At 72.5% G+C, this 24,434-nt stretch carries 19 protein-coding genes; 8 read left to right on the top strand and 11 right to left on the bottom strand.

The genetic code is table 11. The annotated features are described in order from the left end of the window. Positions 1–85 precede the first annotated feature (85 nt). Together ACIQ9P_RS32385 and ACIQ9P_RS32380 are read left to right on the top strand one after the other, a co-directional pair. Positions 86–388: an ArsR/SmtB family transcription factor gene (locus ACIQ9P_RS32385; protein WP_402364252.1), complete on the top strand. Its 303-nt coding sequence runs from the start codon at positions 86–88 to the stop codon at positions 386–388. A gap of 74 nt (positions 389–462) precedes the next feature. Next, entirely contained in the window at positions 463–855 is a 393-nt protein-coding gene (locus ACIQ9P_RS32380) for a nuclear transport factor 2 family protein (RefSeq protein WP_402364249.1), read from the top strand. A 686-nt stretch (positions 856–1,541) separates the two neighbouring features. Here ACIQ9P_RS32380 and ACIQ9P_RS32375 read toward each other — a convergent pair. Together ACIQ9P_RS32375 and ACIQ9P_RS32370 are read right to left on the bottom strand one after the other, a co-directional pair. Next, the gene (locus tag ACIQ9P_RS32375) at positions 1,542–4,412 is read right to left on the bottom strand and encodes a tetratricopeptide repeat protein (protein ID WP_402364246.1); all 2,871 of its coding nucleotides are present in this window, start codon (positions 4,410–4,412) and stop codon (positions 1,542–1,544) included. 535 nt (positions 4,413–4,947) lie between these two features. Further along, a complete protein-coding gene (locus ACIQ9P_RS32370; RefSeq protein WP_402364243.1) occupies positions 4,948–5,565 on the bottom strand; it encodes a TetR/AcrR family transcriptional regulator in 618 nt (205 codons plus the stop codon). Positions 5,566–5,639: 74 nt separating this feature from the next. On the opposite strand from ACIQ9P_RS32370, the gene ACIQ9P_RS32365 reads away from it, so the two are divergent. Continuing rightward, positions 5,640–6,221, top strand: a complete 582-nt coding sequence (locus ACIQ9P_RS32365; RefSeq protein ID WP_402364240.1) for an RBBP9/YdeN family alpha/beta hydrolase — start codon at positions 5,640–5,642, stop codon at positions 6,219–6,221. A 531-nt stretch (positions 6,222–6,752) separates the two neighbouring features. Here the strand turns inward: ACIQ9P_RS32365 and ACIQ9P_RS32360 are convergent. Then, positions 6,753–7,235: a GNAT family N-acetyltransferase gene (locus tag ACIQ9P_RS32360; RefSeq protein ID WP_402364237.1), complete on the bottom strand. Its 483-nt coding sequence runs from the start codon at positions 7,233–7,235 to the stop codon at positions 6,753–6,755. Between the two features lie 1,394 nt (positions 7,236–8,629). Then, a complete protein-coding gene (locus ACIQ9P_RS32355) occupies positions 8,630–9,316 on the bottom strand; it encodes a hypothetical protein (protein ID WP_402364234.1) in 687 nt (228 codons plus the stop codon). A gap of 460 nt (positions 9,317–9,776) precedes the next feature. Here ACIQ9P_RS32355 and ACIQ9P_RS32350 point away from each other — a divergent pair, with 460 nt between their 5' ends. Beyond that, positions 9,777–10,421 (top strand): DedA family protein, encoded by a 645-nt coding sequence (locus ACIQ9P_RS32350; RefSeq protein ID WP_402364231.1) that lies wholly within the window; start codon positions 9,777–9,779, stop codon positions 10,419–10,421. Positions 10,422–10,551: 130 nt separating this feature from the next. Continuing rightward, positions 10,552–10,899 carry a PRC-barrel domain-containing protein gene (locus ACIQ9P_RS32345; RefSeq protein ID WP_402364228.1) on the top strand — a complete coding sequence of 116 codons (348 nt, stop codon included), beginning with the start codon at positions 10,552–10,554 and terminating at the stop codon, positions 10,897–10,899. A 322-nt stretch (positions 10,900–11,221) separates the two neighbouring features. On the opposite strand, the gene ACIQ9P_RS32340 is transcribed toward ACIQ9P_RS32345, so the two are convergent. Genes ACIQ9P_RS32340 through ACIQ9P_RS32330 form a run of 3 tightly spaced genes read right to left on the bottom strand, consistent with a single transcriptional unit; the run spans position 11,222 to position 14,644 of the window. Then, positions 11,222–12,016, bottom strand: a complete 795-nt coding sequence (locus tag ACIQ9P_RS32340; protein ID WP_402364321.1) for a phosphatase PAP2 family protein — start codon at positions 12,014–12,016, stop codon at positions 11,222–11,224. Continuing rightward, positions 12,016–12,960 carry a YihY/virulence factor BrkB family protein gene (locus ACIQ9P_RS32335; RefSeq protein WP_402364225.1) on the bottom strand — a complete coding sequence of 315 codons (945 nt, stop codon included), beginning with the start codon at positions 12,958–12,960 and terminating at the stop codon, positions 12,016–12,018. Before ACIQ9P_RS32335 ends, ACIQ9P_RS32340 begins: the two co-directional genes overlap by 1 nt. A gap of 46 nt (positions 12,961–13,006) precedes the next feature. Further along, positions 13,007–14,644: a diacylglycerol kinase family protein gene (locus tag ACIQ9P_RS32330; protein ID WP_402364222.1), complete on the bottom strand. Its 1,638-nt coding sequence runs from the start codon at positions 14,642–14,644 to the stop codon at positions 13,007–13,009. A 109-nt stretch (positions 14,645–14,753) separates the two neighbouring features. Between ACIQ9P_RS32330 and ACIQ9P_RS32325 the strand changes: the two genes are divergently transcribed. Continuing rightward, positions 14,754–16,001, top strand: coding sequence for a phosphatidylserine/phosphatidylglycerophosphate/cardiolipin synthase family protein (locus ACIQ9P_RS32325; protein ID WP_402364219.1), 1,248 nt, complete (start codon positions 14,754–14,756; stop codon positions 15,999–16,001). 459 nt (positions 16,002–16,460) lie between these two features. Here ACIQ9P_RS32325 and ACIQ9P_RS32320 read toward each other — a convergent pair whose 3' ends face one another. Then, a complete protein-coding gene (locus ACIQ9P_RS32320; RefSeq protein WP_402364216.1) occupies positions 16,461–17,237 on the bottom strand; it encodes a response regulator in 777 nt (258 codons plus the stop codon). Between the two features lie 114 nt (positions 17,238–17,351). Here ACIQ9P_RS32320 and ACIQ9P_RS32315 point away from each other — a divergent pair, with 114 nt between their 5' ends. After that, positions 17,352–18,968, top strand: coding sequence for a CHASE3 domain-containing protein (locus tag ACIQ9P_RS32315; protein ID WP_402364213.1), 1,617 nt, complete (start codon positions 17,352–17,354; stop codon positions 18,966–18,968). Further along, positions 18,965–20,152 (top strand): PP2C family protein-serine/threonine phosphatase, encoded by a 1,188-nt coding sequence (locus ACIQ9P_RS32310; protein WP_402364210.1) that lies wholly within the window; start codon positions 18,965–18,967, stop codon positions 20,150–20,152. Before ACIQ9P_RS32315 ends, ACIQ9P_RS32310 begins: the two co-directional genes overlap by 4 nt. Positions 20,153–20,423: 271 nt before the next feature. On the opposite strand, the gene ACIQ9P_RS32305 is transcribed toward ACIQ9P_RS32310, so the two are convergent. The 3 genes from ACIQ9P_RS32305 to ACIQ9P_RS32295 form a co-directional block, all read right to left on the bottom strand. Then, positions 20,424–21,266, bottom strand: coding sequence for an NAD(P)H-binding protein (locus ACIQ9P_RS32305; protein ID WP_402364207.1), 843 nt, complete (start codon positions 21,264–21,266; stop codon positions 20,424–20,426). Positions 21,267–21,283: 17 nt separating this feature from the next. Beyond that, positions 21,284–22,216 (bottom strand): ScbA/BarX family gamma-butyrolactone biosynthesis protein, encoded by a 933-nt coding sequence (locus ACIQ9P_RS32300; RefSeq protein ID WP_402364204.1) that lies wholly within the window; start codon positions 22,214–22,216, stop codon positions 21,284–21,286. Positions 22,217–22,452: 236 nt separating this feature from the next. After that, positions 22,453–23,928, bottom strand: a complete 1,476-nt coding sequence (locus ACIQ9P_RS32295) for an FAD-dependent monooxygenase (protein WP_402364201.1) — start codon at positions 23,926–23,928, stop codon at positions 22,453–22,455. Positions 23,929–24,434: the final 506 nt, after the last annotated feature.

Here is a 24,434-nt window from a genome sequence, read left to right as displayed (position 1 = left end):
CCCCGCGAGGAGAGCGAAGATGCCCCACCCCGCCGATCCCCTCCCGTGCACCGCCGGTCGTCCCGTCGGGACCCGGGCGAACGCCATGAACGACGCGGACACACACGACGAGCTGGCCACCTTGTTCAAGGCGCTCGGCGACCCGATCCGATTGCGCATCGTGGCCATCCTGCTCGACCGGGAGGCCCACGAGGGCTACGTCGGGGAACTGCGGAACTGCTTCCAGCAGTCGGGGCCGACGATCAGCCACCACCTGAAGATGCTCCTCTACGCGGGCCTGCTGACCCGGCGGCGGGAGGGCACCCGGCTCTACTACCGCCTCAAGGCCGACGAGTTGCAGAAGGTCGACCTGCTGCATCCGCGCACCGCGGACGTCCGCCGCTCCTGACCACCAGACCTGTCCGACGGGCCCGACGCCCGTTCGGCAGCCATCACGAAATACCGAAACAGAAAGGCGAGTCCATGACTCTCCCCGCCATGCCCAAGGCCGTCCTGCAGTTCTTCGAGGCATCCCAGTCGGCGGACGCCGACCGCTGGGCGGACGCCTTCGCCGAGGACGCGCTCTTCCACGACCCGGTGGGCACCGAGCCCATCAAGGGCCGCGAGGCGATCCGGACCTTCATCAGGTCCGTCATCCCCAACTTCGACCCGTTCCTCGGGCTGACCCCCCTGGAAGCCCACACCGTCGGCGAGTTCGCCGCCGTCTCCTGGCACGGCGCGGCCGTCTCCAAGGACGGCAAGCCGGTCAACTGGTCCGGGATCAACGTCTACCAGCTGAACAGCGAGGGCCTGATCCAGGAGGCCAAGGCATACTTCAACCACGCGATCTTCGCGGCCCAGCTCTCCGGCAGCTGAGAGCCCGCGGGCTCCAACGGCTGAGCCCCACAGGACCGGCGCGTACGGCACGACCGGTCGTGCCGTACGCGCCTTCGCCATACGTAGGCGCCGCCGTCAGGCTCCGGAAAGCCCGGGTTCATCGGACACGCCGGCCGCCTGTCGTCATTCGTTCGACGACACGGCGGAGGGCCGGGACGTCCCGGCCGGAGCCCGTCGCTCTTCGCGCACCCGGTAGTCCAGGCGTCCGTGGGTTCGTCCATCGGTGGTTCTGCCGGAAGGATGCCCGGCGCTGCCGTACTCACCCGGCCGTCCCCGACCGGGACGGCCGCCACCCCCAGGTCCGCACCCACACCTGGTCCAAGGGCCGTCGTCCTGGCCGGTGAAGCCCACTGCGCCTCCCCCTGCAGCGGCATGGGAACCTCCGCCGCTCCGACCGGCGCCCTCGTCCTCGCCGACCAGATCAACCGCCACCCCGACGACCTGCCGACCTGCCGACCTGCCGACCTGCCGACCGCACCCGCGAACCACGACACCGTCCTGCGCCCCTTCGCCGACCGGATCCAGACCCAGGTCAATCCACAGCTCCCGCGCCTGGGCCTGCCGATCACCCGCCGCGGGCCGAGGAGCGGGACCCGCCGGGACGAAACGAACCCGAGGCCCGGGCTGTACGACCCATGGGCGGGTCGGCGAGGGGTCTTACGGTGTCAGGAGCTGCGCCAGTTCCTGAGCAGGTCAGCAGTTGCCCTGGTGTCGGGGTGATCGTTACCGAGCAACCGCTCACGGTCGGCCAGCACCCACTCCAACAGGTCGATCGCCTCAACCGTGCGCCCCGCCCGCCAGTGGAAGGAGGCGAGGTTACCGCGGACGATCAGAGTGCCGGGATGGTCCTCACCGAGGAGCCGCTCGGCATCGACCAGCACCCGCTCCCCGAGCACGATCGCCTCACCCGTGCGCCCCGCCCGCCAGTAGGAAGAGGCCAGGTTGGCACGGGCGGTCAAGGTGTCGAGATGATTCTCACCGAGGAGCCGCTCGGCATCGACCAGCACCCGCTCCTCGAGCACGATCGCCTCACCCGTGCGCCCCGCCTGCGCATAGAAGGAGGCGAGGTTACCGCGGACGATCAGTGTGCCGGGGTGATCGTCACCGAGCAACCGCTCACGGTCGGCCAGCACCCACTCCCCGAGCCCGATCGCCTCTACCGTGTGCCCAGCCCGCCAGTAGGAGAGGGCGAGGTTGGCACGGGCGGTCAAGGTGTCAAGATGATCGCTGTCGAGCAACCGTTCACGGTCCGCCAGCACCTGCTCCTCGAGCACGATCGCCTCACCCGTGCGCCCCGCCTGCCCATAGAAGGAGGCGAGGTTGGCACGGGCAGTCAGGGTGTCGGGGTGATCGTCACCGAGCAACCGCTCACGGTCGGCCAGCACCCACTCCAGCAGGTCGATCGCCTCACCCGCCCGGCCAGCCCGCCAATAGGAGAGGGCAAGGTTGGCACGGGAGATCAGGGTGTCGGGGTGATCGTCACCGAGCAACCGCTCGGCACCGACCAGCACCCGTTCCTGCAGGTCGATCGCCTCACCGACACGGCCCGCCTGCCCGTAGAAGGAGGCGAGGTTACCGCGGGCGGTCAAGGTGTCGGGGTGATCGTCACCGAGCAACCGCTCACGGTCGGCCAGCACCCACTCCAGCAGGTCGATCGCCTCACCCGTGCGCCCAGCCCGCTGGATGGAGAGTGCGAGGTTGGCACGGGAGATCAGGGTGTCGAGGTGATCGTCACCGAGCAACCGCTCAGCATCGGCTGCGAGACTCTGCCAGTAGGTGACGGCAATGTGGATCAGTCCAGTGCTGTTCAGGCTGTGGCCTGCGGTGAACAGGACCGGGTGGCCGTTGGGGTTCCAGAAGAGGTCGCCGGCGTGGGTAGCGAGGGTGTCGGTGTTGGTGCGCAGGACGGTCGTGAGTTCGCGCGCGGTGTGCTCGGACTCGGGCCAGGTCTCGAGGAGGGCGTCCGCGGCGGCGTGGACGGTGGCGGGGAGCTGGCTGGGTGAGGTGGTTTCGCGGACGGCGCGGGAGGTGAGGGCGTGGAGGCGGACGGCTCGGTTGGTGTCGTGGGTGTGGTGGGTGATCAGGGCGTAGTGGTGGAGCAGGCGCAAGACGGCGCGGGCCTGGTCCGCGGTGACCGGCGCAGAGCGCCGCAGTCGCCATGATCGTCGTCGGCGGGGGGCGCCAGTGGAGAGTGAGGTGCGGTTGGTGGCGAGGTAGCGGGTGACGGCGTCAGTGGTCCAGAGCTGCTCGGGGTGGCCGGCGGGGTCGAGGAGAGCGGCGAGCCGGATCGCGGGGACCGCGAGGCCGACCGGTTCGCGGCGTTCGACGGCATCCAGGGCCAGGAGGAGTGAGGTGGTGACCCGGCGGCCGTAGCCGTCGGTGTCGGCGCCCGGTGGCAGAAGGGTGGTCAGGCGGGTGGCACGGTCGGTGAACAGGTGGAGGTAGGTGGTGCAGTCGGCGTCTTCATTGATCATGTAGGCGGCGGCGTGGGAAAGGGCCAGCGGCAGCCCGCCCAGCACCTCGGCCAGATCACTGGCTCGGTCGTCAAGCAGATGCCCGGCGCCGACTTCGGTGAGCCGCTCGGTCAGGTAGGCGGCTGCCTCGGTGGGGGTGTAGGTGCCGATGTCGATGCGGGTGCGGCCGTTGCCGGTGACGAGGGCGTCGCGGCGGCGGGTGGTGACCAGCGCCCGCCCGTTCGAACCGGCCGGCGAACGGGGCCACCACGGGCCGGCGGCCTCGAGGTCGGTGAGGTCGTCCAGCACCACCAGCCAGCTGCGGTCGGTGACGGCCAGCCAGTCCAGGAACGCCGCCGCGTCGCGCTCCGCGTCCTGCCCGTCCGCACCGGACACACCGGCCTGCGCCGCGGCCCGCGCATAGGTCGAGATGATCTGCGAGGTCTCGGTGGCGTCCACCCACACCAGCACATCCACCCCGTCGGCATGGGCGCGGTGGGCGCACACGGCGGCGAGCTGCGACTTGCCGACACCCCCGCCACCGGACAGCACCTGAGTGAGCACCACGGTCGCGCTGCGCTCCCGCGCCCGGTCGATCTCCTGACGTAGTACCTCGCGGGGCTGTAACGCGGAGGCCAGCGGCGGCACCGTACCCACCCGCACCGGCCGCCACACCGGCCCAGGTGCCGGAGCGGGCGCGGGATGATGGTGGGTGTTGTTGATGGTGAGGTCGCGGCCAACCTGGACCACGTCGCCGTTGACGGTGCTGTTGTCGATGCGGTTGTCCACCTCGGTGTGCTCGACCCGGCTGCCCGCCCCGATCGCGGAACGGGTGATATCACGCCCCGCGCCGACCGCTCCCTCCCCCGACACCTCCACCCGCACCGAGGACGACATCCCGGCACCGGGGCCGTCCGGAACGAGGACCGGCGCGCTGCCGCCCGTACTGGAGACCGGCACGCTGTCCCCCTCCGCCGGGGAGGCGCTGCCGCTGGCCTCCGGCGGGCTACCGGTTCCGGAGACGTCGGCCTGCCCGTTCCGTTTCCGGCGCCCGCCGCCCCACGGCCAGAACGGCGGGGTCATGGCCGCCTCCCCCTCGAATCGATGCGGCAGCGGCCGCCGACAGTGGTCGGTCCGGGACCTGCGACACCCACGTCGGGCCCGTCGAAGCACAGGACACCTTCATCTGCCGCGGCAAACCCGGCGCCGCCAGGCACCCCCACCCGCACGGCCACCACGCCATCAACCCCCGGGCCCCGGAACGGACAACCGGGCGAGCACCCGAACGCCGTCCCGAGCGCAGCGTACGCCCGGCACACAACCCACCGGGCCCGAACCCACCAACCACCTCACACGGTCCAGGCGCAACGGGCCGGCCGAGCTCGACCGGGACCAGCGGGGATCTGCTGTCGGCGCTCGGAAGCAGGCGGAGCCCGGGCCGGTGGCCGGCAAGTGGGCCGCTGCGGCGACGCCGACCGTGTCCCGCGGCGACCGCCGGACCCGCCGACTGCGCGACCGCGTCCCCGTCCTCCTCCAACAGGCCGCACGCCTGCCCGGCCACCGTGACGGGCACCGGCCCCTCGAACCGGCCGGGACCACCTCTGCGAGGGGGTGTCCGTCAGCCGGCCTGCTGTCGGTGTTGTGCGCGCAGGCCGTGGAGCAGTTGGCTGATGTGCTCGGCGGCCCGGGCGGGTTCGAGGGGCTGATGGCCGACCAGGAGGCGGTACCAGAAGAGACCGAAGAGCTGGTCGGTGGCGGCGTCCAGATCGGCGGTGGGCGGGAGTTCGCCGCGCTGCACGCCGCGGTCGAGCAGAGTGAGTACGACGGCGCGCCGGCTCTCCACCCACGCGCGGAACGGCTCGGCGAAGGCGGGGTCGAGCTGGGCCTCGGCCATCAGGCCGCGCAGGGCCCGCACGCGGAGCGGGTGTGCGGTGACGCCGTACAGGGCGGTGGCGAAGGCGGTCAGGTCGCCGTCGAGCGAGCCGGTGTCCGGTTCGGGCACCCGCTGCTCGACGGTCGCGCGGTAGGCGTCCATGACCAGGGGCGCCTTCGACTTCCACCAGCGGTAGATGGTGCTCTTGGCGACGCGGGCGCGGGCGGCGATGCGTTCGACGGTGACGGGCTGGTAGCCGAGTTCCTCGACGAGCTCGATCGCGGCGGTGAGGACGGCGTCGTGGGCGTCCTCGTTGCGGATCCGGCCGCCGGTGCGGCGGGCTGGGGGTTGTCCGGTAGGCACGCGAACACGCTAGCAGTGTGCTACGTTAAATCGAAACGCGACGGATCGTTTTGATTTAGGGGAGTGGATCGATCATGAGCGAGATCGTGGTGTCGCACGGCTACGGCGCGAGCGACGACAGCGTCTGGTTCCCGTACCTGACCGAACAGCTCGCGGCGGCCGGACACCGGGTGAGCGTGCCCCGCCTGCCGGACAGCGCCGCCCCGCGACTGGAGCCCTGGCGCAGGACCTTCGGCGAAGCCGCCCTGGCCGCCGGCCCCGCCGGGTCCACCGTGCTCGTCGGCCACAGCATCGGCGCGGTCAACGTGCTGCGCTTCCTGGAACAGCACGACCCCGAGACCCAGGGCGCGTTCGCGGGCGTCCTGCTGGTGGCGGCGTCGGCGCACGAGGTCGGCTACGACGAACTCGCGGAGTTCTTCGACGGCGGCTTCGACTGGGAGCGGATCCGCCGCTCCGCCCGCCGCTTCCGGGTCCTGCAGGCCATGGACGACCCGGTCAACCAGCCCGACCCGACCGAACACGTCCGCCTGCTCGTCGACGGCCTCGGCGCGACCGCGGTGCTGACACCGACCGGCGCCCACTTCGGGGCCACCCCGGACGACCACGTCGAGGTACCGGAAGCCGTCCGCCTGGTCACCGAACTGCTCGCGGCCTGACCGGCCAGGGCACGCGCCCGCGGCGACCGCGGGCCCGCGCCACCCGCCCGCGGTGGGGTGCCCGCAGGGATGCCCCACCGCACGCTCCGGCACCAGTAGCGCCACCTCACCCCCGCGCGTTCCCGGATCGCCCGCCCCTTGTGCGAGCCGCCCGGAGCCGTGCGCGATCCGATTCACCCGCCCGCGTCGGACGCCTCCCGAAGCGGTGGACGTCCGCCGATCGCTCCCGGGCTCCGGTCCGACGTCCGGGCTCCGCCGCCGACCGAGGCACCTGCCCCGACCGGGAACGGCCGGCGGGCATGGACCGGGCGCGACGAATGCGGCGCGGGCGCTCGGCCTTCTCCTCCCGGGGACCGGCGCAGAGGCCGCGGAGACGGTTCCTGCCCATGTGCATGTGCCGACCGGGTTGCGTACGTATCGGTACGGCGTCCGGGCACGCCGCCCGGGCCACGGCGGCCTTCCGCGCGCCGCCCGAGGGCGCGGCACCGGGCCCGCCGGGGAACGCGACGGCGTCGGCGGACCCGGCCCGGGTCAGGGCCGGTCGGCCGGGGCGGGTCCTGTGGGCAGGTCCCGCTCGTAGTGGACGAAGCGGTCGGCCGGCACGAAGGTGTCGTAGAGGCGGCGGGCCGGGTTGTCATGGGCGGTGAGCCAGTGGACGCGTGCCCAACCACGGGCGGCGGCGAGGTCGAAGAGGTCCTCCAGGAGCAGACGGCCCGTGCCCAGCCCGCGATGGGCGGGATCCACGAAGAGGTCCTCCAGGTAACAGACCCGGCCGGTGAGCCAGGTGCTGTGGTGCAGCACGCTGTTGGTGATGCCGATCACCGTGCCGTCGTGCTCGGCGACGCGGCCCAGCAGCGGCTGGTCCGGATCGAGGAGCCGTCGCCACGTGGAGTCGGCGACCCCCGCGGGCACGGTGGACTCGTAGAAGCCGAGGTATCCGGCCCACAGCCGGCGCCAGTCCTTCTCGTCGGCAGCCGCAAGGTCGCGGATGGTGATCGCGGGGGTTTCGGACATCTCGGCTCCAGGTGAGAGCGGTCAGGGGTGCTGGCGGACGTTGCGGGCGTTGCCGGCGAACAGGTCGTGGCGGCGGGCACAGCGGGAGCACGACGTGTCGCGCCGCCGCCGGTCGGCTTCCCCGTCGGACTCCCGGTGATCGTCAGCATGTCCGCAGGCACACCGTATCGGGCCGGGCGCCGACGCCTCCGGGCAGCCGGCCGGCCCGGGCAGCTGCCGTGGCGGGCGACGGGGCGGACGCGGGTGGCCACGTCGCCCGGTCCCCGCCGGACAACGTCGAGCGGGCGTACGGCAACGACACGCGCCTCAGCCCGGTCCGCGTCGGCCGCGCCACCCGGGCCCGGACTCCGAAGCCCCGGCTCCCATCCGAACGGTGAAGAGGGATTCCTGGGTCCGTCCGGCTGTTCCTTGCCGGGTAGCCGGTCCGGCTATCACGCCCAGGAGGGACCCGCCCGGTGCGGCGACCTCCAACCGCCAGGGCACCAGGCGGCGCAGCAGCATTCGCGGGCATGGACCAGACACGGCCGGGCACGCGGCAGACGTCCACTTCCACCTGGAAGGCGCTGATAGCCATGGCCCTGGTCCTGTTACTCGTCCCGCCCGCCCTCGCGATGATCCTGACCGCCACCGCCCCCCGCCGCCTGCCACACCGCCGTAGCCGCCCTCAGGCGGCCGTCTTCCGCAGCGACCGCGCCATCGACAGCCCCCGCCACGCCCGCCCGCGCAGCACCACAGGGCTGAACGCACCGACAGAGCCCGGCCGCCTTCGCGGAGGACGGCACGGACGGTTCGGCTCGCCTCGGGCTCGCCGGGACTCCAGCCGCTGACCGCGGGAACCGGACCGCGCCACAAGGGCAGGGCGCGGCCGGCCCGCCCGTCGCGGCAGGTGACGTCGCGACGACGGAGGAAGCGGGCCTCGGACGAAACACGCCGGCCTCGGTCCCGGCCCCTGACAGGCTCAACAGGTCTCCGGGAGAAGACCGCGGCTCGGCAACACGGCCAGCCATCGCCACCACTCCCCCGCGCTCCATACCCGCCAGACCGAGCTCGGTCCGCGCACCGGTTCGCGGAGCCGAACCGAACGACGGGGCGCCGCGCCTCACAAGATCGGCCCAGTCCACCCTCCTGCGCCGTTCAGGCGATCGTCAGTTACTGCCGCCCGCCCAGTCCCCTCCACATGTCTGTGAGCCGCGGTTCGCACTGCAGACACGGCCGCCGGGACCCGACCTACCGATCTCCCACGCCCCGGACGCGAGTTGCTGCTACCAGCCGGACTCGGCCAGCACGCGGGGAACGGCAGCCCGACAGCAGCCACCGGGTAGCCCGGTTCCCGCGGGACCGCGGCCGCCGGCGGTCTGTCGCCTCCGGACATCGCCAGCGCCCACGGATTCGGCTCAGAGCGTCTCGCCGGCGCAGGACCCGTGAGTGCCGCAGCCACAGCAGGTGTAGCGCATGCATCCGGTGCACAGTCCGATGTTCCCCAACCGGTAGCGGTCACCACAGCCCCCGCACACGGCCCGCTCCCGCAGCATGGTCTCCCAGCCGTCGTCGCCCCCGATGGAGTCGTAGGCGGCGGCCACGAACGCGGCCCACGCGTTGTCGCGGTGGGCTCGGTGTCCGAGGTGCCAGGAGTACACCGCGAAGAACGCCTTGCCGGTCAGGAGGTGGTCACGCCCACGCCCCCCACCGACCCACAGCCGGACGATCTCCCCGAGCCGCTCCTCGAACGGCCGCCGGCAGTCCAGGACGACGTAGTCGCTGTTCACCGCCTCATCACACGGCACCTCGTGCGTCACCTCGGCGACGCCACTGCGGACAGCACCGTGGGCCGACGGCCCTCCCGTGCCCGCCGGAGACCCCGCGGCCTCGGTACACCACGTGACGACGCGAGCCGTGAGCTCGTCGATCGAGTAGTCGATCTCCGTCCGGACACGGTCCGGGTCGAGGAGCACGGCCTTGAACGGCCACAACCCCTCCATGTGGACCACATGGTCCTCGGTGTCATCGGTCAGTACGGCTGTGCGCCCACCGTCAAGGGCGACGACCCAGTAGACGCCGCCGTCCTCCGGGTCGTGGAACACCTGTATCCGGTCCGCGTCGACACCCCCGCCAACAAGGCGCCGATGACACCGTATCGATTGACGACACCAGGAGGACTCCCCTTCGCCCGCCACCTCACCCCGGCCGCGGCGGGTGGCACGTACATCGGCCGGGCACCGCCGGGATCGGGGCAGTCGGCGGCGTCTCTCCTGTCCATGCGGATGGGACCTCATTCCTGCCGATTGCACCGGGCCCCTCAATCCTGTCGCACGGATCGCCAGTACTCCGACCACAGGTCCAGAAGCCGTCTCTCCACCCATCCTGGATCGGCCCGCCGGCCACAGCGGGGCGAAGGCGAAGGTCGGCGTGGACGGTTCCGCCGTACGGCTCGGGGGCGGCACCCCAGTGGCCCGCGCCGCGGGGCGAGGCGCGGGGAGGCATTGGGGAGGAAACGCTACATTGGGGTGGAAAGAGACACGATCGCCGATGGGGTGTGGGCCCGTGCACTCGATCACCGACTGGCTGCGCGGCTTGTCCGGTCCTGTCGTGTACGCGATCGTCGGTGGCATGGTCCTCGCCGAGGACGCCTTGTTCTTCAGTTTCTTCATCCCTGGCGAGACCGCCGCGGTGCTCGGTGGCTTCCTCGCCCACCAGGGCAGGGTCTCCCTCGGCTGGATGGTCGTGGTCGTGGTGTGCGCGGCCGTCCTCGGTGACTCCGCCGGCTACGAGATCGGCCGCCACCTCGGTCCGGCGATCCTGCGCACCCGACCGTTGCGGCGCCACGCCGAGCGGATCGACACCGCGCAGGACCTGGTCCGGCGGCGGGGGCCGGCCGCAGTCCTCGTCGGACGGTTCATCGCCTTCTTCCGGCCGCTGGTCCCTTCGCTGGCCGGGATGTCGCGGATGCCGTACCGCCGGTTCCTGCTCTACAACGCCCTCGGTGGGGTCGCCTGGGGCATCGGCTTCACCCTGCTCGGCTACTTCGCCGGAGCCGCCTACACCAGGGTGGAGGGCACGGTCGGCCGGCTCACCGCGATCGCGATCGGCGCGGTCGTCGCCGTCGCGGTGCTGGTCCACTACCTGCGGCGGCGGCGCCGCTCGCACGGCCGGGACCGGTCGGACCGCGGCAGCGGCCGCGAGCCCTGAACCGACCCGGCGGCGGGCCGACGGCGGTGCCGGAAGCGGTCCCCGGACGGCACGGGGTTCGCATGCTCCGGTCCGATCGGGGAAGCCGACCGTCGCACCACGCAGACTGTCGACGGCGCAGGAGGCTTCCGTGACCAGCGGACTGTGGGACTACAGCAACGCCGAGGGGTACGGCGCGACACTGGACCTGACGGGATACCGGGTCGAGGCGGAGGACGGGTACGTCGGGAAGGTCGATCGGCACAGCCAGGACGTCGACTTCGCGCACATCGTGGTCGACACCGGCCCGTGGATCTTCGGCCGAGAGATCCTCCTGCCCGCCGGAACGGTCCGGCGGGTGGACGCCGAGGAGCGGGCGGTGTGGGTGAACCGGACGAAGGCCGAGATCGAGAACGCGCCGGAGTACCACCAGGACCGGCACGCCGGCGACCTCGACTACCACCTCACGGTCGGCGACTACTACAGCGGTGCCGCCTGACGCCCGCCCCCTGTCGTCCGCCGGGCCCCGACCATGCGGTCGGGGCCCGGCGGACGACGTTCCGGTCGAGGTGGCTCGCCGAGGCCCGGTCGCGCTCCCGACGGGATCACCGATCCCGCCGGGAGAAGCGACACCTGCGCAAAGGCTCGCGTGGGGGCGGCGGACGCGGCTGCGTCCGCCTCGGAACCGTCACGGCGACCGCCCTCGTCATTCGGCTTCGCCCATGATCGACCGGACGGGCCCCGCTCTTCACTCGTACGCGAAGGAGGCCGCCGAGGACATCGCCCTCGGCGGCCGGCCCGTCACCACGCCGTAGCAGACCTCACCGGCCGCCGATCGCCTCGGGCCCGGCCGGCCCGTGCCGGGCGAGTTCGGGCTCCAGTCCCTCCGTGAGCGGCGGTGGCACGGACCGACCGGTGTCCCGGCGCCACCCCTCGAACGCCCACGCCGTCGCCGCGACAAGTGCCAGCCCGAGCAGCCACCCGGCGAGGACGTCGCTGACCCAGTGCACACCGAGCGCGATCCGGGTGCACCCGACCCCCAGGACGCTGATCACCGCCGCCGTCCGTGCCGTCGGCAGCCACCGCGGGCCCAGCACCGGGGCGAACACCAGAAGCAGCACCGCGCAGCAGGTGGCGGCAGTCATCGCGTGCCCGGACGGGAAGGAGAAGCCGGGGGCGTGCGCCACGGGATCGGGCAGAGCGGGGCGGGCCCGGGCAACGGTGACCTTCACGGCCAGGCCGGTGAGCCCGGACGCGGTGACGGTGGCGGCCGCCCACACCGCGAGCCGCCAGGCCCTGCGCCACAGCAGCCAGCCGACGGTCGCCGCGATCAGCAACCTCATCGTCAGCGGGTCCCACACGCCGTCGCTGAGGACGCGCAGCGCAGCGAGCACACGGGGACGATCACGGACGGAGGCGTGCAGGTGCCCGGCGGCTCCGGCGTCGAGCCATCGCAGCGGTGGCCAGTTCGCCTCGATCAGCACGAGCAGCAGCGCGACCGGCACCGCCGCGACGCCGAACGCGACGACGCCGGCGAGAAGGCGCTCCCCGAGTCGGAGATCCGCGGTACGCAGCGACGGGCGCAGTGGGGTGCGGTGGCGTCCGGGCCGGCGGATCACGATTCGCTCCTTTCCGGATCGGGCAGGACCGGGCCGGGCCGCCCGGTGCGATCGGCCTCCAGTTGGGCGGCGAAGGCAAGACCGAGGAACAGGGCGATCGCGGTCAGGTAGGCCCAGACCAGGAAGGAGAAGACGACGCTGAGCGGCCCGTAGACGGCGTCGAAGGAACCGCTGACGCGCAGGTAGAGCGTGAGCAGCCAGGTCGCGGCGAGCCAGAGCACCAGGTGGACACCGGCTCCGAAGGCCAGCCAGCTGAAGCCGGGTTGGCGGCGGCGCGGGGCCCGCCGGAAGATCAGGGCGGTGGAGGCGAGGGTGAGCAGCAGGCCGATCGGCCAGCGCAGCAGCGTCCAGGCCGTGGTGCTGTCGGTGCCCAGGCCGAAGACCTGGTCGGCCGCCGCGGCGACCTGCGGGCCGGCGACGAGGACGAGGAAGCCGGTACCGAGGGGCAGGCCCGCACCTGCGGCCATCATGAGGCTCCGGCCGTACTTGCGGTCGAAGGGGCGGTCCCGCTCGATGCCGTAGATGCGGTTGGCGCCGCGTTCGATCTGGGACATGGCGGTCACCAGGTTGGCCAGCGCGAACAGGGCACCGAACCAGAGCGCGACGGTGCCGCCGGTGCGGTCGCGGCTGCGGTCGAGCACGTCACGGACCAGATCACCGCTGGACACGGGGGCCATCCGCTCGATGCCGGCCGCGACCAGTTGGCCGAAGGGCCCTCCGTGCACCGAGGACGCGAGTCCGACCACGGAGATCGCGAACGGCACCAGGGAGAGCACCATCTGGAAGGCGAGGGCGCGGGCGTGGCTGAACCCGTCGGCGTACCGGAAGCGCAGGAAGGCGTCACGGGCCAGGGGCCACCAGGCGCTGCGACGGAGCGTCAGCACTGCCTCGTCGGCGGACAGGTGCTCGTGGCCGGCCCCGACGCGGCTGGCGGTTCCCATCAGAGGTCTTCCGTCCGCCGGTGCCGGAGGCCGTGGTCGGTCCGTGTCATGCCGTCTCCCGTTCCTCGTCCGTGCGTACTGTCCCCGTCCCTTCGAGCGGCGTGTCCCGGACGGTGCCGGGCAGTCGCACCAGCAGGGCTTCCGGGCGGACGCTCAGTGCGAGCAGCCGGCCGTCCCCGACCGGATCGCCGTCGCACTCCCGCGGGCGGGCCCGGTCGGCGGCGAGTTCGATCCGGTGGCCGCGGAAGTGCTCCAGCGGGGCGGCCGGGCCGGGCCGGTGGGTGCCGGTCGCCAGGCCGACCAGAGCGGCACTCCAGCCGCGAAGGCCCTGCGGCTGCACCAGGACGAGGTCGAGCAGACCGTCGTCGGGCACGGCGCCGGGGAGCAGGCGCACCCCGCCCTGGAGGTTGCCGACGTTGCCGACCACCGCCATCCGGACATGCCGCCGCACCGGGGGGCCGCCGTCGACACGCACGGTCAGAGCGAACTGACGGTCACCCAGGTGCCGGATCGCGCCGAGCAGGTAGGCGGGCCAGCCGAGGCGCCGCTTCAGGCCCCTGTGGGTGGAGGCCATGACGGCGGCGTCCAGGCCCATCCCGGCCATGGTCGCGGCGGCCCGGGCGGGCAGGCCGTCGCCCTCGGCCCGCATGAGGTCGATCCGGCGGGCGTGACCCCCGAGGGCGGCGGCGAGGGCCTCGGCCGGGTCGGCCGGCAGGCCGAGGTTGCGGGCCAGCAGGTTGCCGGTGCCGCACGGGACGACCGCGAGGGCCGCGTCGGTCCCGGCGAGTGCGTCGGCGCAGGCCGTCACCGTGCCGTCACCGCCGCAGGCCGCCACCAGGCGGGCCCCACCGGCGACGGCACGCTCGGCCGCCGCCCGGCCGGAGTCCTCCGAGGACCCGGGCAGGAGCCGCGGAGGGTGGTGACCGTGCGCGGTGACGACCGCGGACAACCGTTCCAGCAGGGCGTCGTCCACGCCCACCGGGTTGTAGACCAGGGCGACGGATCCGCGCACCCGGGCCACCGGACCGGCGCGGTGCCGTTGCCGTTGCCGGGCGGGCAACGTCCGGGACACCACCCACAGCGCCGCCGCGCCGTTCAACGCGCCCGCCACCACGTCGGTGGGGTGGTGCATGCCCCGGTACAGCCGGCTGGCTGCCACCAGCACCGGAACCGCCCAGAGCAGCGCGCACACCACCCGCCGCCACCCGTGCCCCGGGCGCAGCAGCAGCAGACCGATGCCTCCGTAGAGGGCGGTCGCCGCACCGACGTGCCCCGACGGGAAGCTGGAGGTCGGCAGCGCCCCGTCGAGCCGGACCACGTCCGGCCGGGCCCGGTCGACCAGGTGGGCGGCGGTCACGAAGAGGGCCGCCTGAAGGGCGACCGCGCCCGGGAGCAGCACCGCGGCGCGCCAACGGCGCCCGACCAGCAGTGCGACGACCGCCACCGCCGTCACCGTCACGATGGCCGGAGTGAAGGCGAGCGCGGACAACCAGTCGCTCGCCCCGGTCAAGGCGGCGCTGCGGTGCGCGGCCAGCCAGGCCACCAGGCCCCGCTCACCGGGATCCCACCAGCCGGCCGGCGGGTGGGTGATCAGCAGCCCGACCGCGACCAGCACCGCTCCCTGGGTGGCCGCCGCCAGCACCGGTTCGCCGATCCGCACGGCGCGCGCCCGAGTTCTCGTCACGGACGCCGTGTCCCCCGATCTCCGGATTTCATCCCCTGGCGTGGACCCGCCGAGAACGGGTAGCGGAGCGTCCGCCACCATCAGCCCCTCCCCCGGACGGATCACCCCGATGACCACCGAGACCGCACCCGGCCCCCGTCCCGTCGCACACGCTACGGCCGCCTCCGGGCCCGGCCCCGTCGAACAGGCCGCCGCCGGACCCGACCGCGGCCCGACGCTGCGCCGTCGGCTGGAAGCCCTGATCGGAATCGCCGCCACCGAAGGCAATCTGCTGACGCCGTTGCGCAACGGGGACGAGATCTTCCCGGCGATGCTGGAGGCCGTGAACGCCGCCCGGCGGACCGTCGACCTGATGACCTTCGTCTACTGGCGCGGCGACATCGCCCGCCGGTTCGCCCACGCGCTGGCCCGCAAGGCATCCGAGGGGCTACGGGTACGGCTGCTGCTGGACGGGTTCGGCAGCAGGCTGATCGAACCCGAGCTGATCGACCTGATGGAGAAGGCCGGCGTCCGGATCTCCTGGTTCCGGCGCCCGGTTCGGCTCTCGCCGTTCAAGCAGAACCACCGCTGCCACCGCAAGGTGATGGTGGTGGACGGCCGGACCGCGTTCACCGGCGGAGTCGGCATCGCCGAGGAGTGGTGCGGCGACGCCCGCCACCCGGGCGAATGGCGCGACACCCACGTCCGGGTGATCGGCCCCGCGGTCGACGGCATCGCCGCCGCCTTCGCGCAGAACTGGGCCGAGTGCGCCCCCGGAACGCTCTACGACGGGGCCGACCGGTTCGAGGAGCACGAGCAGCCGGGCGGCGCGGTGGTCCAGGTCGTCCGGGGCTCGGCCGCCGTCGGATGGCAGGACCTGCAGACCCTGATGCGGGTGGTGATCTCCTCCGCCGAGCACCGGCTCCGCGTGGCGACCGCGTACTTCGCCCCCGACGACTACTTCGTCGACCTGCTCTGCCAGGCGGCGCGGCGCGGCGTCACCGTCGAGCTCCTCGTACCGGGGCGCCACACCGACAAGCGGGTCTGCCAACTGGCGGGCGAGCGCCATTTCGGGCGGATGATGGCCTGCGGGGTGACGGTCTGGCAGTACGAGCCGACCATGATGCACGCCAAGGTCCTCACGTTGGACGGCACGATGTCCGTGATCGGTTCGGCGAACTTCAACCGCCGCTCGCTCGACCACGACGAGGAGGTGGTGCTGGCCGTGGTGGACGAGGAGTTCACCGCCCGGCTCGACCGGGACTTCGACCGGGACCTGACGCGCAGCCGGGCCCTCACACCGTCCCGCTGGCACCGCCGCGGCCCGGCCCGGCGCGCGATGGAGGCGGCGACCGCCCCGATCCGGCACTTCCTCTGAGCCTGCCGTTCGCTGTTCGCAGCGGTTCATCGGGGTTCGGTGCCCGCGCTCGTCCGTGAGCGCCTGCGGCACACGCAGATCCCCGAACAGCGCCGGCAGCAGTGAACTCGGGCGGGTGATGTCGGACCGGTTCGCCTGATGTCCGTACGTCACCTCCGGTAGCTCCATCGGCGTGAGGTACGCACGGGGCGGCGGGCCGGGACGTCACGGCGTCACGGTCGCACCCGACGGTCAATGGGCGCGGCGGGACCACCCGGCCACCGGCCCGGGTGGCCCGATGCACCGGATTCCTCGAAGCAGGTGGACCCGGCCGCGCCGTAGGGTCCGGGTGGGTGGGACGCGCCGGCCCCGGTTCCGGGGTCCGGCACGGGTATTCAGCCGGGCGGTGGCGGGACGGGGTGGCCCGGGTGACCTCGTCGGAACCGGCGAAGGACCGTCCGGCGAGCGCCGCTCCCAGTGTCAGGCACGGGGCGGGCGGGTGGCGGTGTCCAGGTAGAAGGCGTCGATGCTCTGCACGGCCTGCTCGAACTCGGGGAGGTTGACAGGCTTGGTGACGTAGGCGTTGGCGTGGCTGCTGTAGGCGCCGTTGACGTCGTCGGGGGCGGCGGAGGTGGTGAGGACGACGACGGGGATGGTGCGCAGGTCCTCGTCCGTCTTCAGCACCCGCAGCAGGTCGCGGCCGTTCATCCGGGGCATGTTGAGGTCGAGCACGATCAGGTCGGGGCGGACCGCTCCGGGGGCGCGCAGGTACTCGAGAGCCGCGATGCCGTCAGTGACCTGGACGAGATTGCGGGCTCCGCGCTCCGTGAGGGCTTCCTCGATCAGGAGGGCGTCGGCCGCGTCGTCCTCGACCAGCAGGACATCGAACGCTCGGTCGGGGCTGGTCATCATCAAGGTCTCCATAGGTACTTCTTCATCGGAATGGTCGAAGATGCCCGGCCAGCGCTGCCGGGCGCCCTGCCGGGTGAGCCCGCAGGCCGAGCCGAGCTGGGGGTAGCCGGCGCCGGCCCGGGTGGCGGCGACAGCGGCCTCGCGCTGGAGACGTTCGGCGGCCCGCTCGAGGTGGTCCAGGACATGGAGCAAGCTCAGCGCCGACGCCGTGCCACTTGCCGCAGGAGCCGGAGAATCCTCCAGCAACTGCCGCACGAGGCGCTGCGCGAGCCGGGCCACCGCCGCTTCCGCGATGGCGGCCGTCTCCTCCTTGGTGGAGCGGAGCACGAAGTTCTTGCCAGGCATGATCGGTACCTTAGGCCGCAATCCGACCCTCGACAACAATGGTTGTCGTCACTGGCTCTACAGTATGCGCTGGCCGCCTCACCCGGATGGCCGCCACCTGGAAGGGCGAACACGATGCACGACGACCACAGGCCGCCGCGTCCGCGGTCCCTGTCCACGTGGACGACCAGGCGGTGGCTGCGCGTGGGCGCCGCCCTGTCCCTCACCGTCCTGGCCGCCCTCGGCCTCACCGGGGCCTGGGTCCTGCAGCGCACCGAGACCATCAGCGTCGACCTGGTCGACACCCGCTCACCGGCGCTGACGTCCTCGTTCCGCCTGGAAGCGGCCATGCTCAACCAGGAGACCGGCATCCGCGGCTACGGACTCACCGGCAACCCCGAGTTCCTCCAGCCCTACCAGCAAGGACTGGCCGACCAGGCCACCTGCACCACCCGCCTCACCGAGCTGCTGCCCGACGACCCGGAAGCCCTCGACGACCTCGCTCGTGTCGAGACGGCCATCGCGGATTGGCAGGAGAAGATCGCCCGACCGATCGCCGCCCAACCCCAGGGCACGCCCAGCCCCCAGGCCACCGGCCTGGTCACCGACAGCAAGGCGTCCTTCGACGCGCTGCGGACCGCGATGACCGCCCAGCAGGACCGCCTGCGCGCCGACCGCGCCGAGGCCCGCGATGCCCTGACCACGACCTTCGACCTGCGCAACCTGGTGTTCACCGCGATCGCCGCAGTCGTCGCCCTGCTCACCGTCCTGGTCTTCGAGGGCCTGCGCCGAGGCATCACCCGCCCACTGGAACAGCTCGGCGCGGACACCCGTCGGATCACCAAGGGCGAATTCGAGCACGCCATCGCGCTGACCGGGCCGGCCGACCTGCGGCAACTGAGCGCCGACGTCGACTCCATGCGCCGCCGTCTGGTCCACGAGCTGGCCTTCACCGAAGAGGCGCGGATGCGCCTGGACACCCAGGCGGCAGACCTCCAGCGGTCCAACGCCGAGCTGGAGCAGTTCGCCTACGTCGCCTCGCACGACCTCCAGGAACCGTTGCGCAAGGTCTCCAGCTTCACCCAACTGCTCCAGCGCCGGTACGGCGGACAACTGGACGCCCGGGCCGACCAGTACATCGGCTTCGCCGTCGACGGCGCCAACCGCATGCAGACCCTCATCAACGACCTGCTCGACTTCTCCCGGGTCGGCCGGGTCCTCAACACCACCGACGAGGTGAACCTGGAGGAGACCCTCGACCGCACCCTGGACGCGCTCGGCATCGCCATCCAGGAAGCGGGCGCCGACATCACCCACGACCCGCTGCCGGCCCTGGTGGCGGACTCCACTCAGATGGGGATGCTCTTCCAGAACCTGATCGGCAACGCCGTCAAGTTCCACCACCCCGGCCGACCGCCCCACATCCACATCACGGCCGAGCGCGAAGGCCCGCTGTGGCACTTCGCGGTCACCGACGACGGTATCGGCATCGCCCCGGAATTCGCCGACAAGGTCTTCGTCATCTTCCAGCGCCTGCACACCAAGGAGGCGTTCAGCGGAAGCGGCATCGGCCTGGCAATGTGCCGCAAGATCGTCGAGTTCCACGGCGGCACCATCGCCGTCGACCCGGACCACAGCGACGGGACCCGCATCGCGTTCACCCTCGCCGCCCGACCGCCCCAGGACCCTCGCGTCACTCCCCTGACCGGGGCCACCCGCGCAGGAACCGAAGCGGAGCCGCACACACCATGACCGCCATCACCACGCCCGGCGCGACAGTGAACGACCAGCACTACCGGGTCCTGCTCATCGAGGACGACGCCGCCGACGCCATCCTGGTGGAGGAGCTTCTCGTCGACACCGGCCTGCGCTTCGACCTCTGTGTCGCCACCACCCTCGCCGAGGCCCGTTCCACCCTGGCCACCCGGCCCATCGACTGCGTCCTGCTCGATCTGCACCTGCCCGACGCCGCAGGCACCGCCGCCGTCACCGCCGTGCGCGAACTCGCACCCCACAACGCCGTCATCGTGCTGACCGGCCTGGCCGAGGAGAAGGCAGGCACCGACGCCATGGCGGCCGGTGCGCAGGACTACCTCGTCAAGGGCAAGGTCGACCCCGAACTGCTGCGCCGAACCCTGCGCTACGCGGTCTACCGCAGCCACACCGAGCAGGCCGCGATGGAGGCGCAGACCGTCCGGCTGCGGGCGGAGGAGAACGCCCGGCTCGAACGCGGCCTCCTCCCGCCGCCGATCCTCGGCACCTCCACCGTGACCGTCACCAGCCGCTACCTGCCCGGCACCGCGATGGCCCTGCTCGGGGGCGACTTCCTCGATGTCGTCGTGGGCGAGGACGGCCTGCTGCACGCGGTGGTCGGCGACGTCAGCGGCCACGGCCGCGACGCTGCCGCCCTCGGCGTCCTGCTCCGCGTCTCCTGGCGCGCACTGGTCCTCGGTGGCCACCGAGGTGAAGGACTCCTGCACCTGATGGAGCGTGTCCTGGTCGCCGAACGCGGCAGCGCGTCGCACTTCGCCACCTGCACGCTGCTCACCCTCGACCAGGCCCGGGGCACCGCCGTCCTCCACCTGGCCGGCCACCACGAACCGCTGCTCACCACCGCGTCCGGCACCACCGAGGTGAGCGCCGCCCACGGCATCGCGCTCGGCATCCTGCCGGGCCTGCGGAACTGGCCCAGCACACTCCTCCCGCTGCCGGCGAGCGGCGCGCTGACCATCTACACCGACGGCCTCACCGAAGGACACAACGGCAGCACAGGTGAACGGCTGGGCGTCGAGGGACTGCTCGCTCTGATCAACGCCGCCGTCGTGGCCGACCCGGCGACCCACGTCGACCTGATCATCAAGCAGACCCACGCCCTCAACGCCGGCCGCCACACCGACGACCTCGCCGTCCTGCACCTCCAGTGGACCCCGCGCTGAGCCGGGTCGGCGCGGGGCGGGCAGCAGCAGCCGGGAGCACAGCCCCGCTCCACGGGCGCCGACACGGCACGGTCCCGGTGGTCGGCGAGTCCGCGAACCGCTGCCGGAGGCGGGTACCGAGGGTCTCGGGGGCCGCGACGACCGCGACCCCCGTGCCTCAGGCCACCGGGCAGCGGCAGGAGCACCCGCCCGGACGGCGTGGCCGCCGTCCCTGGGGACCCGGCCCGGCGTACAGCCCGGCGGTCCGGCCCTGCGCTGTCCGGCGGAGCGGTCAGGCGAACGCCTGCGCGTGGTCCGCCGCCCAGGTCGCGAAGGACCGTGAGGGGCGTCCCAGCAGCGCGGGCGCCGCGGAGTCCACCCGTGCTTTCGCGCCGGCCTTCTGGCGTTCCGCGCTCCGCAGGAGTGCTTCGACGACCGCCTCGGGGTAGCGGTCCAGCAGTGCGGAGCGGGCCCGCTCCGGCCCGAGTTCCTCGAAGCGCAGGGGGCGCCCCAGCACCTTCGAGAGCACGGCGGTCTGTTCGCGCGCGGTGACCGCCTCCGGGCCGGAGAGCGCGTGCACGCGGCCTTCCTGCCCGTCCCGCGTCAGAGCGTGCACCGCGACCTCGGCGACGTCCCGCGGGTCCACGCAGGCGTTGGCGGAGTCCCCGTGGAGCGCACGCACGACGCCGTCGGAACGGACGGCCGGTGCCCACGACAAGGTGTTGGACATGAAGGACCGGGGGCGCAGCAAGGTCCACGCGAGTCCCGATTCGCGCAGGGCCCGCTCGTTCTCGCGCTGCCAGCGGGTGATGAGGTCGTCCGCCTCCGGATCCTCCACGGCGGCTGCTGAGAGTTTGACCAGATGCCGTACGCCGCAGGCCCGGGCCGCGTCGATGAAGCGGGCGTCGTCGTCCTCCGTCACCCGGTTGGTGACCAGGTAGGCGGCGCGGACTCCCGTCAGTGCCCGGTGGAGGCTCTCGGGGTCCGTGAAGCCGCCGCGGACCACGGTGACGGCGGGCCCCTGGGCGGTGACGAGTTCGGGCCGTCTCGTGAGGATGCGCAGCGGGTGGCCGGGGGCCAGCAGGCGGGCGACCTCCCGCCCTGTCGTGCCGGTTGCGCCGGTGACGAGGATCATGTGTGGGTTACCGTTCGTCAGCAGGTGGGAAGGTCCGTGGAGAGCTCGGCGAGGAACACCGCGCTGCCGTCCTGGCTCCCCGTGACGGTGATGCCGGTCGTTCCGGCGCGCGAGGCGGGCAGTGCGTCGGCCTCTATCCAGCAGGGGATGCCGAACTCCGCGTAGCGCTGGAAGGTCACGCGTCCCGAGGACGGGACGAACGGCTGGGAGGGCGTGGCCAGTTCGGCCGCCTGCCTGGCTGCTTCGAGCAGCAGCATCCCGGGGACGTGGTCCTTCTCGCCCTGGAACAGGACCGGGTGCCCGGTGTCGACCCGCAGCTGCCACAGCCGGTCCTGCGGGGTGGGCGAGAGCAGGACGTCCTCGGGGTGCGACCGGCCGACGAGCCCGGCGGTCACCGGAGGCGTGCCCGGGACCTCGAATCCCGGGACGCCGCGGTCGCCCCGTATCCGGCGGTAGGTCTCCGGGCCGACGATCCGTCCCAGGATGGAGCCCGTGGCCACGGGCGACCCGGCACGGTGGACGACCATGTCGACCTTGAGATGGGAGACGTGCCCCTGGGCCCGCTTCAGCTCCGAGCAGGCCACCTGCACCTCCACCTCCGCCGTGGCGTCCACGATGGCGAGCCGGTCCGGTTCGCAGGTGAACCGCAGCTCCGTCAGGAGGAAGTGGTGGCCCAGGGGAACGCCGTACCCGGCGTGCAGTACGAGCAGGGTGGCCTGACGCATGGTCTCGGTGACGAGCAGTGGATCGAAGCGGTGCCCGTGCACCGGTACGAAGTAGGGGTGCACGCTGGGCCACTGGGCGATGACCGAGTACTGGTCGTCCCCGGTCCGTGCCCAGCTGACGGGGAAGGCGTCGGCCTCCCTGGCGCGATGCAGCTCAGCCAGTGACGCGGGAACCGGCGTGCTGGACGCCCGGTCGATTCCCGTGTCGAACGTCGTCGTGTTCATGAACTCCCCCATGGGTCCCGCAGGCGGCGGGTGAGCCGCTTCCGGAACAAGATCCGAACCAGGCGGATGATCTTATGCACTGATCAGGTCATTGCTCAACGAAGAGATCCGGGTCACAGCGGGGAAGACGGCGGCGTGACAACGTGAACTGCCTGACCGAGCACGGCGGAAGGACCGCGCGGGCCGCCCCGGCAGAGCCCCGACAGGGCATCGGCCGGACGGCGGCCCGCCGGCGGCTACCGGGGCTCGCCGAACCACCGGCGCAGCGCGTCGGAGAGGTCACCCGCGTCCGGTGCCCAGGCGATGTGGCCGTCAGGACGCACCAGCACCGCCTCGCACGGGAGGACGGCATCCGGCGACGCGGCAACGGTGTTCAGCACATGGGCCCAGCCCCGGGCCGACCTGCCGTGGGCCTCGGCCCGCTCGCCGGACAGGAGAAGCAGCGGCCGGCCGTCGGACAGCAGCCCCGTCACGTCCTGCGGCTCCGCACCCTCCCGCACCGGGACGTTCTCCAGGAACCGCCCCTCCCACCGGGAGGCGAGGCCCGAGCGGACCGGGTACACCGTCTCCTGCGCGCTGATCAAGTCGCCCATGTGCCCACGGGCCTGTTCGAGCGTCAGCAGCTCGGCGACCATCGCGCGCAGCGGGTCGAGTTCGGGCCCGGGTCGCATCAGCGTCAGCTGGACGCGAGTGTTGTCGATGACCCGCTGCGCGGCCGGCCTGCGCTCGTCGTCGTACGTGTCGAGCAGCCCCTCGCCCGCCGTTCCGCGCACGGCGTGCGCCAGCTTCCAGCCCAGGTTGAGCGCGTCGACCAGTCCGGTGCTCAACCCCTGCCCCCCGATCGGGAAGTGGACGTGCGCGGCGTCCCCCGCCAGGAACACGCGGCCCTTGCGGTAGTGGCGCACCAGCCGGGTGAAGTCGCTGAACCGGGTCAGGGAGAGCGCGTCCTCCATCGGGATGTCGTATCCGGCGATCCTGGACGCCTCGTCCTGCAGTTCCCGCACCGTCACCCGCGTGCCCCGGTGGGGGTGGGGCCCGCTGCAGTCGAGTGTGCGGACGAGGGTGTGCCCGTCGGGAACGGGCTTCGCGACGACCCAGCCGCGCTCGGTACGGCACCAGCCCCGCGGCGCCTTGTCGGGCTCGGTCAGCCGGACCAGACCCATCATCGCCGACACCGTCGCGGGATGCGTGTCCTCGGCGAAGCCGGCCTCCCGGCGTACGACGCTGCGCGCGCCGTCGGCCCCGACCACGAAGCCGGCGCTGTACGTGCGGCTGCCCCCCGGCCCCTCGGCCACCACCTCGACCCCGTCGTCTCCCTGGCGCAGCGCGGTCACTCGGTGGCCGCGCAGCACGGTCACTCCGCGATCGCGGGCCCGTTCCTCGAACTCCCGCTCCAGATCGGCCTGTGCGCGCTTGAGGACGGGTTCCGGCTCGCCCGCGGGAACCGTGATCGTCAGGCCGGGCATTCCGGCGAAGTGGAACTGCTCGGTCACCGGAGCGTCGGAGACCCGGGGCAGTCCGAGGTAGCCCCGCCGGACCAGTGCCTGCACCGCCCTGGCGTGGACGGTCCCGGCCTTGGGCTGATCGGGTGTCGCACTGTTCTCCTCCAGCACCACGACGTCGATCCCGTATGCCCCCAGCTCGGCGGCTATCAGCATGCCGACCGGCCCGCCTCCGACGACGACTATGTCGGTGTGCGTAGTAGTGCGCATGGCAGTCTCGGTCCTCCGCCGGTTGATGTGTGCAGCGGTTCCGGGCCGTTCCCTCATGGGGCTCCGGCCGGTCCGCCCGGCTGTCTCCGGGAATCCCGTTCAGCCGTCATGATCGAATCTAGTACAGCAGTACCGTAGTCCGGCTGTGTGCCGGGGGTACGACCGTGCGTGACCCGGGAGGAACGGCTTCGGGGTGAGTCCCGCCCGCCGGGCCTGCTGACTGTTGAGCCGAGCCCCCCGCGCGCGCGAAGTGCGACGCGACTCACCGCGCCTCGCCTCCGGCGGGTTGTGCTGACGCTCCCCGCGTCGCTCGCGCGGTCGGAGCCCAGTGCGATGGTGGCGTGGACGCGTTTCACGGTGCCTCCGGGAGGTCGAGGACGGTCCCGTGCCCAACGGGTGACGGATCCTCGGGGTTTCACTTCCTCCCCTGACCGGGCAGGAGCCGACGTCCGGACCCCCGCATCACGGAGGCGTCGTCGGAGACGGCGGCTTCACGCGGGCCGTGT

Source organism: Kitasatospora sp. NPDC094019, from assembly GCF_044764505.1.
Taxonomy (GTDB): domain Bacteria; phylum Actinomycetota; class Actinomycetes; order Streptomycetales; family Streptomycetaceae; genus Kitasatospora.
Note: the sequence above shows the minus strand (reverse complement) of the source record. Positions and strands in the feature narration are given on the sequence as shown.